At 59.4% G+C, this 14,826-nt stretch carries 13 protein-coding genes and 1 tRNA gene; 3 read left to right on the forward strand and 11 right to left on the reverse strand.

What is annotated here, in order from left to right; translation table 11 throughout:
- Positions 1 to 55: 55 nt before the first annotated feature.
- Positions 56 to 1,333, forward strand: coding sequence for a phosphopyruvate hydratase (gene eno / locus ACSHXH_RS12145; protein ID WP_435672067.1), 1,278 nt, complete (start codon positions 56 to 58; stop codon positions 1,331 to 1,333).
- A gap of 112 nt (positions 1,334 to 1,445) precedes the next feature.
- Here eno and ccmE read toward each other — a convergent pair whose 3' ends face one another.
- From ccmE to ACSHXH_RS12170, 5 genes are all read right to left on the reverse strand, one after another.
- Entirely contained in the window at positions 1,446 to 1,901 is a 456-nt protein-coding gene (ccmE, locus tag ACSHXH_RS12150; protein WP_435672068.1) for a cytochrome c maturation protein CcmE, read from the reverse strand.
- Between the two features lie 189 nt (positions 1,902 to 2,090).
- Positions 2,091 to 3,119 (reverse strand): N-acetyl-gamma-glutamyl-phosphate reductase, encoded by a 1,029-nt coding sequence (gene argC / locus ACSHXH_RS12155; protein ID WP_435672069.1) that lies wholly within the window; start codon positions 3,117 to 3,119, stop codon positions 2,091 to 2,093.
- A gap of 49 nt (positions 3,120 to 3,168) precedes the next feature.
- Positions 3,169 to 3,981 carry a glutamate racemase gene (murI, locus tag ACSHXH_RS12160; protein WP_435672070.1) on the reverse strand — a complete coding sequence of 271 codons (813 nt, stop codon included), beginning with the start codon at positions 3,979 to 3,981 and terminating at the stop codon, positions 3,169 to 3,171.
- A 34-nt stretch (positions 3,982 to 4,015) separates the two neighbouring features.
- The gene (locus ACSHXH_RS12165; protein ID WP_435672169.1) at positions 4,016 to 4,828 is read right to left on the reverse strand and encodes a lysophospholipid acyltransferase family protein; all 813 of its coding nucleotides are present in this window, start codon (positions 4,826 to 4,828) and stop codon (positions 4,016 to 4,018) included.
- Positions 4,829 to 4,986: 158 nt separating this feature from the next.
- Positions 4,987 to 8,409 carry an indolepyruvate ferredoxin oxidoreductase family protein gene (locus tag ACSHXH_RS12170; protein ID WP_435672071.1) on the reverse strand — a complete coding sequence of 1,141 codons (3,423 nt, stop codon included), beginning with the start codon at positions 8,407 to 8,409 and terminating at the stop codon, positions 4,987 to 4,989.
- Between the two features lie 165 nt (positions 8,410 to 8,574).
- Here ACSHXH_RS12170 and ACSHXH_RS12175 point away from each other — a divergent pair, with 165 nt between their 5' ends.
- Both ACSHXH_RS12175 and purL read left to right on the forward strand, forming a co-directional pair.
- The gene (locus ACSHXH_RS12175) at positions 8,575 to 9,480 is read left to right on the forward strand and encodes a LysR family transcriptional regulator (protein ID WP_435672072.1); all 906 of its coding nucleotides are present in this window, start codon (positions 8,575 to 8,577) and stop codon (positions 9,478 to 9,480) included.
- Positions 9,481 to 9,943: 463 nt separating this feature from the next.
- On the forward strand, positions 9,944 to 12,103 hold the full coding sequence (purL, locus tag ACSHXH_RS12180) for a phosphoribosylformylglycinamidine synthase subunit PurL (RefSeq protein ID WP_435672073.1): 2,160 nt from the start codon (positions 9,944 to 9,946) through the stop codon (positions 12,101 to 12,103).
- 405 nt (positions 12,104 to 12,508) lie between these two features.
- Here the strand turns inward: purL and ACSHXH_RS12185 are convergent, their stop codons facing one another.
- From ACSHXH_RS12185 to ACSHXH_RS12210, 6 genes are all read right to left on the reverse strand, one after another.
- Positions 12,509 to 12,826, reverse strand: coding sequence for a type II toxin-antitoxin system RelE/ParE family toxin (locus ACSHXH_RS12185; protein WP_435672074.1), 318 nt, complete (start codon positions 12,824 to 12,826; stop codon positions 12,509 to 12,511).
- A 4-nt stretch (positions 12,827 to 12,830) separates the two neighbouring features.
- Positions 12,831 to 13,085, reverse strand: coding sequence for a ribbon-helix-helix domain-containing protein (locus ACSHXH_RS12190; RefSeq protein ID WP_132831509.1), 255 nt, complete (start codon positions 13,083 to 13,085; stop codon positions 12,831 to 12,833).
- Between the two features lie 99 nt (positions 13,086 to 13,184).
- Positions 13,185 to 13,445 carry an XRE family transcriptional regulator gene (locus tag ACSHXH_RS12195; RefSeq protein ID WP_435672075.1) on the reverse strand — a complete coding sequence of 87 codons (261 nt, stop codon included), beginning with the start codon at positions 13,443 to 13,445 and terminating at the stop codon, positions 13,185 to 13,187.
- 128 nt (positions 13,446 to 13,573) lie between these two features.
- Positions 13,574 to 13,663 (reverse strand) — tRNA-Ser (locus ACSHXH_RS12200).
- A 115-nt stretch (positions 13,664 to 13,778) separates the two neighbouring features.
- Positions 13,779 to 14,108 carry a hypothetical protein gene (locus tag ACSHXH_RS12205; RefSeq protein WP_435672076.1) on the reverse strand — a complete coding sequence of 110 codons (330 nt, stop codon included), beginning with the start codon at positions 14,106 to 14,108 and terminating at the stop codon, positions 13,779 to 13,781.
- Positions 14,105 to 14,824, reverse strand: coding sequence for an alanyl-tRNA editing protein (locus ACSHXH_RS12210; RefSeq protein ID WP_435672170.1), 720 nt, complete (start codon positions 14,822 to 14,824; stop codon positions 14,105 to 14,107). The genes ACSHXH_RS12205 and ACSHXH_RS12210 overlap by 4 nt, the downstream gene beginning before the upstream one ends.
- Between the last annotated feature and the right edge of the window lie 2 nt (positions 14,825 to 14,826).

Raw genomic sequence — 14,826 nt, forward strand, 5'->3', positions numbered from 1 at the left:
CGTCCCTGCCTGCTATACCCCCGCCCATCATCAGCTTTTTCAGGACCCAAGCGCAATGAGCACCATCATCGACATCCACGCCCGCGAAATTCTGGACAGCCGCGGCAATCCCACTGTTGAGGTAGACGTCACCCTCGAAGACGGCACCATCGGACGCGCCGCTGTCCCGTCGGGCGCGTCGACCGGTGCTTATGAGGCAGTGGAAAAACGCGATGGCGACAAAAGCCGCTACATGGGCAAAGGCGTGCTCGAAGCGGTTGCCGCCGTCAACGGCGAAATCGCCGACGAGATCGTGGGTCTGGACGCGACCGAACAGGTCGGCATCGACATGGCGATGATCGAATTGGACGGCACCGATAACAAAAGCCGCCTTGGCGCAAACGCCATCCTCGGAGTGAGCCTTGCCGTCGCCAAAGCAGCGGCCGATTTCACTGCACAACCGCTTTTCCGATATGTCGGTGGCACTTCGGCCCGGCTTTTGCCCGTGCCCATGATGAACATCATCAATGGCGGCGAACATGCTGACAATCCGATCGACATTCAGGAATTCATGATCATGCCCGTGGCTGCGGAAAACATCCGTGATGCCGTGCGCATGGGCTCCGAAGTGTTCCACACCCTGAAAAAAGAACTGTCTGCCAAAGGTCTGTCCACAGGTTTGGGCGACGAAGGCGGCTTTGCGCCGGAACTTGGTTCAACCCGCGAGGCGCTTGATTTCATTCTGAAATCCATCGAAAAAGCAGGCTATACGCCGGGCGAGGACATCATGCTTGCCCTCGATTGCGCAGCGACCGAATATTACAAGGACGGCAATTACGTCTATGCTGGCGAAGGCAAAACCCTGACCTCGGACGAAAACGTGGCCTATCTTCAGGCGCTGGTGGCCGACTACCCGATCCTGTCCATCGAAGACGGCATGTCCGAGGATGACTGGGACGGTTGGGCGATGCTGACCGAAGTGCTGGGCGACAAGGTACAGCTGGTGGGCGACGATCTGTTTGTCACCAACCCGGTGCGTCTGGCCGATGGCATCGCCCGCGGCTGCGCCAATTCCATGCTCGTCAAGGTGAACCAGATCGGCACACTGACCGAAACGCTCAAGGCCGTCGATATGGCGCATCGCGCGCGCTACACCAACGTGATGAGCCACCGGTCGGGCGAAACCGAAGACGCCACCATCGCGGATCTGGCCGTTGCAACGAACTGCGGTCAGATCAAGACAGGATCGCTGGCGCGGTCAGACCGGTTGGCGAAATACAACCAGTTGATCCGCATCGAGGAGATGCTGGCAGAAACCGCCGAATACGCCGGGCGGTCGATCCTTCGCGGGTGATGATTTCGAATTTTCCTATGGAAAATCCGACAAGCCGGGCGCTGCGCGCCCGGCTTTTTGCATATTTGGAAAAAGAAGAAGACCAGAACGCGCCCAAAGGCAGCGCCGTACCTTAGCTCCCGGCGTTCGGGTCTTTGTAAATGCCCTGCTCTTTCAGTGCATCGACCACTTCGGCGGGCATATATTCTTCGTCGTGTTTGGCCAGGATTTCGGACGCTTCGAACACACCGTCCACATAACGCCCGGTGCCGACCATACCTTCATTTTCAGTGAACAGGTCTGGCAACACGCCGGTATACACCACGGGCACAGTGGCGCCTCCGTCCGTCACGCTGAACGACACGGTAGACCCCTGCCCCCGCACGATCGAACCTTCGGAAACCAAGCCGCCGATGCGAAAGGTCTCATTCGGCGATGGTGGCTCTGCCATGATCTGGCTTGGTGACCGGAAAAAATTAATCCCGTCGCGCATGCCGTACCCGATCAGGGCGGTTGACAGAATCAATGCCACGGTTGCCAGCGCAACCACCTGAATCCGGCGTTGTTTTTTCAGCGATTTCAGTGCCATGACGTCCTCTTCCCAGACTTGGTACGAATATAGTCAGAAAAATCGCATCTGAAAACGGGTCGGTCCAATTTGCCGCGGCTCTGGTCTTCTTCTTTTTCCAAATACTGCCGGGGGTGAATTGGCCCAAAGGGCCAAAAGGGGGCAGCGCCCCCTGCCTTGCGCGACCGGCAAACTGGGCGCGCCCCCCTCTTACGGGAAACACGGCGCGAGCATGAGACCCGCCGTTTCCTTCAGCCCCAGCATCAGGTTGGCGTTCTGCAATGCCTGCCCCGACGATCCTTTGGTCAGATTGTCCAGCGCCGCCACGACAATGGCGCGGCCCTCGATCCGGTCCCCGGTCACCCCAATATGGCAGAAATTCGATCCGCGCACATGGTGCGTAGAGGGGGTTTCGCCAAACGGCAGCACTTCGACAAAGGGCTCATCCGCATAGGCCTTGATCAAAGACGCATAGACCGCCTGCGCGTCGCCACTGACATAACAGGTCGCCAGAATACCCCGGTTCGCCGGAATGAGGTGTGGGGTGAATTGTATCCGAACGTCTTCGCCCGCCAAGGCGCTGAATTCCTGATCAAATTCACCAAGATGCCGGTGTGTGCCACCCACAGCATAGGCGTTTGTGCCTTCGGACAGTTCAGCATGCAGCAGGTTTTCCTTGAGCGACCGACCCGCGCCGGACACTGCGCATTTCAGATCGAGGATAATATCCTTGAGGCCGATCACCCGGTCCGCAATCAATGGCCGCAGGATGTATTGCCCCGTCGCCGCGTTGCAGCCCGTGCCTGCCACCAGACGCGCGTCTTTGATGGCGTCGCGGTAGAATTCGGTCAGACCGTAAACCGCCTCGTGCTGCATCTCTGGGGCTGCATGCGGATTGCCGTACCATTTTTCATACTCTGCCGGATCGCGCAGACGGAAATCGGCCGACAGATCAACGATCTTGAGGTGGGTCGGCAGCTTTGAAATCACCTCTTGGCTGGTCTTGTGCGGCAATGCGCAAAAACACAGGTCGATGCCGGAGAAATCAATCTCTTCCCACGTCACCAATTGCGGCAGGTCCAAATGGCGCAGGAACGGAAACACCTGCGCGATGGTCTGACCCGCCTTGGAATTTGCGGCCAAGGCGGCAATCTCCATATCGGGGTGGGTGGCAATGAGGCGCAACAATTCGGCCCCGGTATAGCCGCTTGCGCCGATGATGGCGATTTTCGAGGTCATTGGGTCACTCCCCGTGACGGATGGTCTGTGAAATTTAAGGATGTCAGGCTCAGGCAGCCTCGAACTGGATCCGTCGTCGCAGGAATTGCGTGGCGTGATCGGACACGCGCTTGGGATCACCCGTTGTCAGGAACGCCGACTCGGCACCAGACCCCATCATATGGGGATGGCGGGTCAGGTAATCGGCCAGCGACTCTGCCACCAGATTGGCCTGACTGTAGACCGCCACATCCGGCCCCAGCGCATCCTGAAACACGTCCTGCATCAGCGGGTAATGCGTACAGCCAAGAATGGCCGCTTGCGGGGTCGGCATCTTGCGTCTGAGTGCATCGACATGGGACCGCACCAGCGCTTCGGCAAGGATCATGTCGCCCTCTTCGATGGCGTCCACCAGACCACCGCAAGCCTGCGCTTCGACATCGACGCCAATGGCGCGGAACGCCAGCTCCCGCTGGAACGCACGGCTGCGCACTGTGGCCGGGGTCGCAAACAGTGCCACGTGCTGCACGCCAACTTCGCGCGGCGGGGAATTGTCACCCCATTGCCGTTCGGTCAGCGCCTCGATCAGCGGCACAAAGACGCCCAAGACGCGCTTGTCACGGGGAATCCAGCTTTCCTGCATCCGGCGCAAGGCGGCCGCCGAGGCGGTATTACAGGCAAGGATCACCAGATCACAGCCCGCATCCCAAAGCCGTTCGGTTGCGGCGCAGGTCAGGGTGTAGACGTCATCCGCGTCGCGCACGCCATAGGGCGCATGCTTATTGTCGCCAAGATACACAAACGGCACATCCGGCAAGCGCTTGGACACTGCATCCAGCACCGTCAGCCCGCCAAGCCCACTGTCAAAAACACCTACCGCCATGTCGCCCTCGCGCAATCGGCAAGGGGTGGCCTTTTTAGCCGCGCACCCGATGCCGCTCTTCAAACTCAAAGCCGTAGTCGTAAGACGCAAACGGCGTTGGAGACAGCTCATACGTGGCTTTGCGAAGAAAATCCATCAGCTCTCGCGCGTCTTTTTTGCGATTGGCAATCTCATGCGCGGGGATAGGTGCGCCGATGGCAAGACGCACCGGTGTGTCGACCCGTTTGTGGAATTCCTTGATCAACAGCCCCATGCGCAGCGTGTAATGCAGGTGGCTGGCCATTTGGAACAAACGGCTGGTGTGGCCATCGAAATAGATCGGCACAACCGTGGCATCCGATTTGGCAATCATCCGTGCGGTAAAACTGCGCCAGCCGGGATCCATCGGTTTTGCAAATGGCGTGACGGCGGTTGACACGGTGCCACCGGGAAAGATGCCGATGCAGCCGCCCTGCCCCAGATAGTCCAGCGCGATTTTGCGGGTTTCGATGTTCTGCGCGACGGCGGCTTTGGTTTCGTCAAAGTTCACCGGCAGGACAACGCGGTCCAGCTCTTGGGCCTTGCGAAACACCTTATGGGCCAGAATTCGGAAATCGCCCCGTGTGACCGACAGGATGTGCCCAAGGATCAGCCCATCAAGAATACCGTAAGGGTGGTTCGCAATGATGATCAGAGGCCCGGTTTTGGGGATGTTGTCCAATGACCCGCCGACCACATCTAGGCTAAGGCCGTAGCGTGTGATCATCACCTCCCAGAAATCGCGGCCTTGTGCGACCTCGTCCTGATAGCCAGCGGCGCGCTTGATCAGGCTAAGCCGACCTGTCGCGTTCTCCATCAGGCGGATCATGGCACGGCCCGGTTTTGACCGCGCGGAATAGGCGTAGGAAATATCACGAGCGGCGGATGACGTCACCAAGAGGACTCCGGTTCAGAGGAACGCGCCCTGCTAGCGCGCTCTGACTTATCCGCAAAGATGTAACAGAACCTTAACGTCCATATTATGCATCATTCCGCCGCCTGTTGCATCCCTGCACCGCCCGCCCGCAGCACCGTCAAAAGCTCTTCGCGCCGTTTCTCGGCCTTTGCGGCATTGGCGTGTTTGACCGGACCAAAGCCGCGAATTTGCAGTGGCAGCTCGGCCAGCGCCACAAGCGGCTCCATGATCTGGGGTGTGGCTTTGGGCAGCCAGTCGCGCATGTCGGCCTCAAATTGCGTGATCAGCGCGCGCTCCATCCGGCGTTCCTGGGTCCGGCCAAACGGGTCAAACGGCGTGCCGCGCAGCATCTTGAGTTTTGCCAACAGGCCAAAGCCGCGCAACATGCCTTCGCCGAATTGCTTTTTCACCGGGCGGCCATCAGCACCGGTTTTGCTCAGCATTGGGGGGGCCAGGTGGAAGGACATTTTGAAATCGCCGCCGAACTGCTCTTGTGCCTTAGCGCGGGTTTCCAAGTGAAGGCGGGACACTTCGTATTCGTCCTTATACGCCAAAAGCTTGTGATACCCCTTTGCCACCGCCTCACGCAGTGCGGGATCAGACACCTGATCCACCAGCTTGCGGTAGCGTTTGGCGTAGCGCTTGCTTTGATATTTTACCAAATGGTCAAATCTGTAGGCGATCTTGTCGTCCAACGTCTTGGGCAGTGCCAGAACCTTGGGCTCTGTCACCCGTGCCGCGTCTTCGGGATGCAGGACCGCCCAGCGGCCGATCTCGAACGCGCGGATGTTTTTATCTGCCGCTGCCCCGTTCAGGTCGATCGCTTGGACAATGGCGTCGCGCCTCAGCGGGACCAGCCCGCGCTGCCATGCAGCGCCAAGGATCATCATGTTGGAAAAGATCGAATCCCCCAGCGTGGCTTTGGCCAGATCAGACGCGTCAAACAGATCAAGCCGGTCGCGCAACCGCGCCTCAAGCGCCAGACGCAGCCGGTCGGTCGGCAAGGCAAATTCGGTGTCACGAGTAAAATCGCCGGTGATGATCTCGTGGCTGTTGACCACTCCGCCGGTGCGCCCGGTGCGCATCAGGCCAAGCGTCTTGGCGCCCGCGCTGACCACCAAGTCACCGCCAATAAGCGCATCCGCTTCGCCGGTGGCCACCCGAATGGCACTGATATCACTGGGGTTTTCTGCCAAGCGCAAATGGATATGCACTGCGCCACCCTTTTGCGCGAGGCCTGCCATTTCCATCATGCCCGCCCCTTTGCCGTCGATCTGCGCCGCTTGCGCCAGCACCGCGCCGATGGTCACAACGCCGGTGCCGCCAACGCCGGTGACAACCATGTTCCAGGTGCCGTTGATACGCGGCAAATGTGGGTCCGGCATGTCGGGCAAGGCCACATCCGCGGTTGCCGCCTTTTTGACCTGCGCGCCCTCCAGCGTGACGAAGGACGGGCAGAAGCCTTTGACGCACGAGAAATCCTTGTTGCAGGAGGATTGGTCAATCGCCCGCTTGCGGCCCAGTTCGGTTTCTTTGGGGACAATGGACACGCAGTTGCTTTGCACACCGCAATCGCCGCAGCCTTCGCAAACATCGGTATTGATGAACACGCGCTTGTCCGGGTCCGGGAAGGTGCCCCTTTTGCGGCGGCGGCGCTTTTCGGCGGCGCAGGTCTGAATATAGACAATCGCGCTGACGCCTGACGTCTTTGCAAACTTTTCCTGAACGGTTTGCAAATCCGCACGTTCTGCAAATTCAACGCCTTGTGGAAAGGTCTTGACGTCCACGTCTTCCTTTTCGTCATAGACCACCGCCAGATGCGCGACACCCATTGCGCGCAGTTCTGCAACGATGCGCTGCGGGCTCAGCCCGCCATCGTTCTGCTGGCCACCGGTCATGGCCACAGCATCATTGTAAAGGATCTTGTAGGTCATCGTGGTGCCCGCCGCGACAGCCGCACGGACTGCCTGAATGCCCGAATGATTGTACGTTCCGTCGCCTAAGTTTTGGAAAACATGGTCTGTTTTCGAAAACAGCGACTCGCCAATCCAGTTCGCGCCCTCTGCCCCCATATGGGTAAAGCCCAGCGTCTCGCGGTCCATCCACTGCACCATGTAGTGACAGCCGATCCCCGCATAGGCGCGGCTGCCTTCGGGCACCTTGGTGGAAGAGTTGTGCGGACAGCCCGAACAGAAATACGGCAGACGCGCCGCGATTTCTTCAGCGTTGTCAGCTTTTCTTGCCTCATTAAGGGCTTGCATCCCGGCTTTGATACGGTCGGTATTGCGCCCCTCTTCGATCAGAATCTCGCCCAGCTTTTCTGCGATCAGGATCGGATCAAGCGCGCCGCGCGTCGGGAACAACTCTGGCCCGTGCATGGACCCGGCCCCGCCGCCTTTGTGCCAGCCCCAGACACGCCGTCCGCGACTGTCATCAAAGATGGCTTCCTTGATCTGCACTTCGATCAGCTTGCGCTTCTCCTCTACCACGACAATCAGGTCCAGACCTTCGGCCCAATCGCAGAAACCGCGCACGTCCAAAGGCCAGGTTTGCCCCACCTTATAAGTCGTGACACCCAACCGCTCTGCCTCGGGTCCATCAATGCCCAGCAGGGCAAGTGCGTGCACCAGATCAAGCCAGTTCTTGCCCGCCGCGACAAAGCCGATCTTGGCACCCGGCTTGCCCCAAACGCGCTTGTCCATCTTGTTGGCATGTGAAAACGCCTCGGCGGCAAAGCGTTTGTGGTCAATCATCCGCGCTTCCTGGGCGTGGGGTGTGTCGACCAAACGGATGTTCAACCCACCTTCGGGCATGTCGAATTGCGGCAGGACAAAGGACATCCGATCCAACGTGGCATCCACCACAGCCGTCGCCTCGACCGTGTCTTTCATCGTCTTGAGACCAACCCAGAGACCGGAAAACCGCGAGAGGGCAAAGCCGTACATCCCGTAATCAAGGATTTCCTGCACGCCTGCCGGGGACACGACGGGCATGTAGGCATCTACCATCGCCCATTCCGACTGGTGCAGCACGGTCGAGGATTCGCCAGTATGGTCATCCCCCATCGCCATCAGCACACCGCCATGTCGTGACGTGCCCGCCATATTTGCGTGGCGCATGGCATCGCCCGACCGGTCCACACCGGGGCCCTTGCCGTACCAAAGACCGAACACCCCATCATAGCGCCCTTCGCCGCGCAGTTCGGCCTGCTGCGCGCCCCAAAGCGCCGTGACAGCGAGGTCTTCGTTCAGCCCTTCTTTGAACGTCACATCCGCAGCTTTGAGAAAGCGCTCAGCCCGGCGCATCTGCATATCCACAGCGCCCAGCGGCGACCCGCGATAGCCCGTTACATAGCCAGCCGTGTTCAGACCTGCCGCCTGATCAGCGGCTTTCTGCATCAGCATCAACCGCACAAGCGCCTGGGTTCCATTGAGAAGAACTGGCGACTTGGCCAGATCAAAGCGGTCGTTCAATGTAATTTCTGCTTTGGTCATTTTACGCCTCCCCGCGCGAAATGGGCCTGTATCCTTGCTTAAATTTAGGTCATATATGCTGACCTTGCCAGAAAATTCTCCCCAAATTTCAGTGTGAGACGAAGTTGTCATTCATATATGTCTTTGTGTCATGTAGACCTTATTTAACGATTGAAAGTGTATCAGATGGACTGGGACAAACTCAGAATATTTCACGCGGTGGCCGATGCGGGCAGCCTCACTCATGCGGGTGATGCGCTTCACCTGTCGCAATCCGCCGTGTCCCGGCAGATTCGCTCCTTGGAGGAATCGCTTAATACTGTGCTGTTCCACCGACACGCGCGCGGCCTGATTCTGACGGAACAGGGCGAATTGCTGTTTGATGCCACGCGGTCGATGAACAAACGCATCGACGCGGCGACCGCCCGCATCCGCGACAGCGAAGAAGAAGTGTTCGGCGAATTGCGTGTCACGACCACGATTGGGTTCGGGTCGCTCTGGCTCGCTCCGCGCCTGCCAAAGCTGTACGAGAAATATCCAGACCTCAATATCGACCTGATGCTGGAAGAGCGCGTTCTGGACCTGCCAATGCGCGAGGCCGATGTTGCGGTGCGGATGAAGGAACCCAGCCAAGCGGACCTGATCCGCAAAAAGCTGATGGCCATTCGCATGCGGCTTTACGCGTCGCCCGAATATCTTGCCCAGAACGGCACGCCCGAAACCATCGAGGACATCTCCAAGCACCGGTTGATTTGCCAAAATCTGCGTGCCGCACAGGTCACGGCCGGAACAACGCTTGTGCAGCAGCTTATGACCTATGATATTCGGTCCACCCTGACCGTGAACAACTACTTTGGCGTGCTGCAAAGCGTTTTGTCCGGACTTGGGATCGGCGTACTGCCGGACTATATCATTGAGGATTTCCCAACCATCAAGCGTGTCCTGACAGATGTGGAATCCAGCGAAGTGCCTGTTTTCCTTGCCTATCCCGAAGAGCTGCGCCAATCCAAACGGATCGCCGCTTTCCGGGATTTCGTGCAGGAAGAGATATTTGCCCACCGTCAGACGCTGCGCGCGCTTGAGGGCAAATAGCCCGCGAAAGTGTGACCCATGCGCCTCACGCATAGCGGGAATGATATATCAAAAAGGCTCAGCGTCTTGCCATGTCAGGCTTTGCTGACATATTTGGCACATATGAGGTGCGGCGCTGAATTGTGCATCACCTTCATACCTCCCTGTTGGACTTCGGCCGAGCTTTGAGCTCGGCCTTTTTTTTGCCGGTGGTTCAAGATACATGCTCGTTTCGGACGGACCGCTGAAGGAAACCGCGCGGGATCGTGTTTGAAATCCACCTCCGAGACCGGCGACCGCCTTGGCACCGCCCCTTGCGCGGCACCCCCTCTGATCTGACCAATGGACAAGGTGAACCGACCCCAAGAGATCGGCCACGCGCCGCAACTCGGGTCATAGGGCGCGAAATCCGGCTGGCCCCTTCCTTCCGGCGCGCCCATGGCATATGACACGCGCAACCCCATTTCTGCCGCCGGACCCCATCATGCAAGAGCCCGCCATCACAGACGACCTTATCGCAGCGCACGGCATTAACGCCGATGAATACGCAGAAATCCTGCGCATCATGAACCGCGAACCCACTTTCACCGAACTGGGCATCTTTTCGGCGATGTGGAACGAACATTGCTCTTATAAATCGTCAAAAATTCACCTCAAAAACCTGCCCACCACAGGGCCGCAAGTGATCTGTGGCCCGGGTGAGAACGCAGGTGTTGTGGATATCGGGGACGGACAGGCCGTGGTCTTTAAAATGGAAAGCCACAACCACCCGTCTTATATTGAACCCTACCAAGGGGCCGCCACCGGCGTGGGTGGTATCCTACGCGACGTGTTCACCATGGGCGCGCGCCCGATTGCGGCAATGAACGCGCTGAGCTTTGGGGAAAAAGACCACCCCAAGACCCGCCGTCTTGTACACGGCGTTGTCGAAGGCATTGGCGGCTACGGCAACTGCTTCGGTGTGCCCACCGTCGGCGGCGAAGTGCGCTTTCACCCGGCCTATAACGGCAATTGCCTTGTGAACGCTTTTGCCGCGGGTTTGGCAGATGCAGACAAGATTTTCTATTCCGCAGCCAGCGGCGTGGGCCGCCCCGTGGTCTATCTTGGCGCCAAGACCGGCCGTGACGGCGTCGGCGGTGCAACCATGGCATCGGCCGAGTTCGACGACAGCATCGAAGAAAAGCGCCCCACTGTGCAGGTCGGCGATCCGTTTACCGAAAAGCGCCTGATGGAGGCCACGCTTGAGCTGATGCAGACGGGTGCGGTGATTTCCATTCAGGATATGGGGGCCGCTGGCCTCACCTGCTCTGCCGTGGAAATGGGCGACAAGGGCAAGCTCGGCATCCGGCTTGATCTCGAAAAGGTGCCGCAGCGCGAAACAAACATGACCGCTTATGAGATGATGCTGTCGGAATCCCAGGAACGCATGCTCATGGTGCTCGACACCGAAAAGGAAGACGCGGCGCGTGCTGTGTTTGAAAAGTGGGACCTGGATTTCGCTATTGTCGGCGAGACCATCGCCGAAGACCGGTTCCTGATCGTGCATCACGGCGCGGTCAAAGCCGATATGCCGCTGTCGCGCCTGTCCTCCTCGGCCCCTGAATACGACCGCCCATGGGTGCCCACCGAGGCGCCCGCACCTATGGACGACGTGCCCGCGGTTGATCCCATCGACGCGCTCAAGGCGCTGATCAGCAGCCCGAACTATTGCGCGCGCAACTGGGTGTTCGAACAATATGACACCATGGTCATGGCCGACACTGTCGAAGGCCCCGGCTGGGGCGCGGGCGTGATCCGCGTGCACGGTACTGACAAGATGCTTGCCTTCACATCAGATGTCACCCCCCGCTACGTCAAGGCCAACCCGATTGAGGGCGGCAAACAGGCTGTGGCCGAAGCGTTCCGCAACTTGTGCGCCGTTGGTGCCAAACCACTGGCGACCACCGACAACCTGAATTTCGGCAACCCCGAAAAACCCGAAATCATGGGCCAGTTCGTCGGCGCTCTGCAAGGCATCGGCCGCGCCTGCGAGGCGCTGGACATGCCCATCGTGTCGGGCAATGTGTCGCTCTACAATGAGACCGACGGCCAAGGCATCCTGCCCACCCCCACCATCGGCGCAGTCGGCCTTATTGCCGCTGGCGAAGAGCCGATCCTGGGCCGCGCCCGCGACGGGCATGTGGCCTTGCTGGTGGGCGAGACACAGGGACATCTGGGCCAATCGGCACTTCTGGCCGAAGTGTTCAACCGTGAAGATGGTGACGCACCTGCGGTGGACCTGATCGCCGAACGCCGCAACGGCGATTTCATCCGCAACAACCGCGACCTGATCAAAGCCTGCACCGATCTGTCGGATGGGGGTCTTGTGCTGGCCGCTTTCGAGATGGCCAGCGGGTCAGGCGTGGGCGTCCTGATTGACACCGCCGACCAAGCATACCTGTTTGGCGAAGATCAAGGCCGCTATCTGGTTGCCTGCAACTTTGATCAGGCCGAAGCCCTGATGATCGCGGCAGGTCAGGCTGGTGTGCCGATTTCGTCCGTGGGTCGGTTCACAGGCGACACCGTCCGCATTGGCAGCGCTGAAGCGGCGCTATCCGAGTTGACCGAGATGCACCGCTCTGCCTTCGCAGGCCATTTCGCCTAAGCCATACGATCTGTCATCTTGGGTTGCTTCTGAGCACCGCCAAAACGCACGCCACGCGCATGCGTTTTGCATGTGGGCACCCCATGTCTTCAACCGCTCTTTACCGCCCGCGCGGACAAGGCGCACGACATGTGCCGAACGATGAGATTTATGAGGTTTATGGCGGAGGGAACAAGACTGGCGTCGAACCTTACCCACATCAAGTCATTGATTTAAAATAATTATTTTTCGCGCAATGCACCCCACGAGCGCTTCCAGCACTGCAAGCGTCTCACGTGGTGATGCCTTCTGGTTAGAGCGTCCTCATCACCTCCAGCAAGTAGCTGGCTATTGTTACAGCTGGACCGTGCAAACATTGACGATTCCACGCTGCGCAAATCTGATGCGCCTTTAAAAGGCGTCCGATCAGCAGAGCCCAAAGTCATCCCGGAAGCGGTCGATCTGATGCATGCGCTCATGCAGGAGGGTCACGATCCCGATGTCGCCATTCGATAGATGACGCCAGTAGACGAAATGACGCTCGTATCGAAAGAAGAACCCTTCAACACCAAACTCGGCTGGGATCGGTTTCGACGCGACACCGTGTGCTGCGATCTTGTCGAAGGCGGCGAACAGGCCGGTGATGTATTTCTCGGCCTGATCATCTCCCCACCTGTCACGGGTGTAGCGGTAGATGTCATCGAGGCGGTGCGACCCCCCTTCCTGGATACGAATGGCGGGCACTGGATCAGGCCCGGTTCCGCGCGATCACCTCGGCCGCCGTCAATGACTGGTATGTCTCCTCCGGGGCTGCGAAGGCATGGGTAAGCTCGCCCTTCAGCCGGTTGAAGGCTTCCTGCTCCGCCCTCTCCTTGTCACGCCGGATCAAGTCACGGATATACTCGCTGACGTTCTCATAGGACCCGTCATCGCCTACGTTGGCCGACACGAAGTCACTCAGTGCCCCACCAAGGCGGACGGTCATCGTGGTCGTTCGGGACATGGCACGGCACCTCTCATCTCGCCTGTATTCAATATAACCAAAAACGCACACAAAACAAGAGTGAGCTGCACCCTGCTCCTGCCGATCATCGTTCGCCCCTCAATCGTCTGCCTCCTCGACAATGTGGCGGCCCGCAAGTGCACGAACAACATAGAGCACAGCATCCGAATGCCGCGCGAGGGCGATCAGATGGTCGCCGCTCGGCCCCCGCTCACCCGAGAACCAGTACTTCACGGTGCGTTCGCTGGCACCCGTCCAGCGCATGGCCATTTTGATTGCCCTGTGTGTGTGGTCCAACTTCTCGTGCCGAGCCATCGCTATGGCGGCTGGATAATCGGTTGGTTCGTCGACCAGGGGCATCAGCGCCTCGCTCAGCTTCGGCCTGGCAGCGCGTCTATGAGGTTCGGTCAGTTCCCGCAAACCCCTTTTGATAACACGTAAAAATCCGTGCCCGTCAAGGCAGTGTCACTGGTTCGCAATGGGGATAATGGCGGACAGGAAGGGATTCGAACCCTCGGGACGGTCACCCGCCCACGCACTTTCCAGGCGCGCGCCTTCGACCACTCGGCCACCTGTCCGAGGCGGTGTTTAGAAGAAACCCTTGGGGGGATGCAAGGCGATTGTTGAGATAAATCAGAACAAAGCGTCACTGCGACCGGATGCGCCACCAGACCACCCCGAAAAGCACGGCAATCACAACCTCGGAGGCCGCCGCGAGCAGCAAGATGGGCCCGCAACGCCAGTGGACCACGCCGACACGCCCGTCGCCGCGACCCCGAGGAACGCCAACGTACAGACAAGCGACAGCGACGCGAGGAACGGTCCAGGTGCGAGGCTGCGGGCAAGGATCAGAACGGCGCCAAGCGCCAGTACCGCAGGGGCAAACCTGCGGGCGGGGAAATCCATACCGGGATGGTACTGCGTCGCGTAGAGCTGCATATACGCCTGTGGCGCGATCAGAAGCACAGCGCCAATAAGAAGGACGAACAGGCCGGTTGCGAAAAACAGCGCCCGATGCATCATGTATCGAGCGAGATGTTCACGCGGCGGTTCTGCTTGCCCTTGTTTTCGATCTTGCCAAAAACAACGCGACCAATCTCGCCGGTGCGGGCCACATGGGTGCCACCGCATGGTTGCAGATCAACCTGATCCACCCCGTCTCCGATCCGCACAAGCCGGATGTGCCCACCGCCGCGCGGGGGCTGCACGGACATCGTTTTGACCAGAGAGGGGTTCGCCTCAAGCTCGGCATCGGTGATCCAGCTTTCGCTGACCACCAGATCGCAGTCGATCAACCGGTTCAGCTCTGCTTCGAGCGCATCGCGGTCCTCGGGCGGTTCGGGCATCTGAAAATCGAGCCGTCCGCGCCCTGCCCCAATAGCCCCGCCGGTCACGGGCAGCGGGATGACCACGGACAACAGATGCAGCGCCGTGTGGACGCGCATGTGCTTGTGACGGCGTTCCCAATCGAGGCGCTGCACAACATGCGCGCCGATGGGCGGCAAGCGAGTAGGCTCTGCCGGGACCAGCACGCTGTCCCCCGAGGCCCCCTTGACCGTGGTGGCAATAGCAAGCGATGTGCCATCCCAATCAATCCAGCCGCTGTCTCCGGGCTGACCGCCGCCTGTCGGGTAGAACAGCGTCGTGCCGAGAATCACGCCGCCCTCGTCTGTGTGGTCCACCACACGCGCCGACAATTCGCGGGCATATGGATCGGTGCGGTAGACGGGATCAGACAATG

The organism is Marivita sp. (genome assembly GCF_051251565.1).
Taxonomy (GTDB): Bacteria; Pseudomonadota; Alphaproteobacteria; order Rhodobacterales; family Rhodobacteraceae; genus Marivita.

Excerpts from the sequence above, each read along its gene's own strand:
- ACSHXH_RS12205 (WP_435672076.1), bottom strand. The coding sequence starts at position 14,108 with ATGATGCATCGGGCGCTGTTTTTCGCAACCGGCCTGTTCGTCCTTCTT.
- ACSHXH_RS12170 (WP_435672071.1), bottom strand. The coding sequence starts at position 8,409 with ATGACCAAAGCAGAAATTACATTGAACGACCGCTTTGATCTGGCCAAG.
- murI (WP_435672070.1), bottom strand. The coding sequence starts at position 3,981 with ATGGCGGTAGGTGTTTTTGACAGTGGGCTTGGCGGGCTGACGGTGCTG.
- eno (WP_435672067.1), top strand. The coding sequence starts at position 56 with ATGAGCACCATCATCGACATCCACGCCCGCGAAATTCTGGACAGCCGC.
- ACSHXH_RS12175 (WP_435672072.1), top strand. The coding sequence starts at position 8,575 with ATGGACTGGGACAAACTCAGAATATTTCACGCGGTGGCCGATGCGGGC.
- ACSHXH_RS12165 (WP_435672169.1), bottom strand. The coding sequence starts at position 4,828 with ATGATCCGCCTGATGGAGAACGCGACAGGTCGGCTTAGCCTGATCAAG.
- ACSHXH_RS12190 (WP_132831509.1), bottom strand. The coding sequence starts at position 13,085 with ATGTCCCGAACGACCACGATGACCGTCCGCCTTGGTGGGGCACTGAGT.
- ccmE (WP_435672068.1), bottom strand. The coding sequence starts at position 1,901 with ATGGCACTGAAATCGCTGAAAAAACAACGCCGGATTCAGGTGGTTGCG.
- purL (WP_435672073.1), top strand. The coding sequence starts at position 9,944 with ATGCAAGAGCCCGCCATCACAGACGACCTTATCGCAGCGCACGGCATT.
- argC (WP_435672069.1), bottom strand. The coding sequence starts at position 3,119 with ATGACCTCGAAAATCGCCATCATCGGCGCAAGCGGCTATACCGGGGCC.
- ACSHXH_RS12195 (WP_435672075.1), bottom strand. The coding sequence starts at position 13,445 with ATGCCCCTGGTCGACGAACCAACCGATTATCCAGCCGCCATAGCGATG.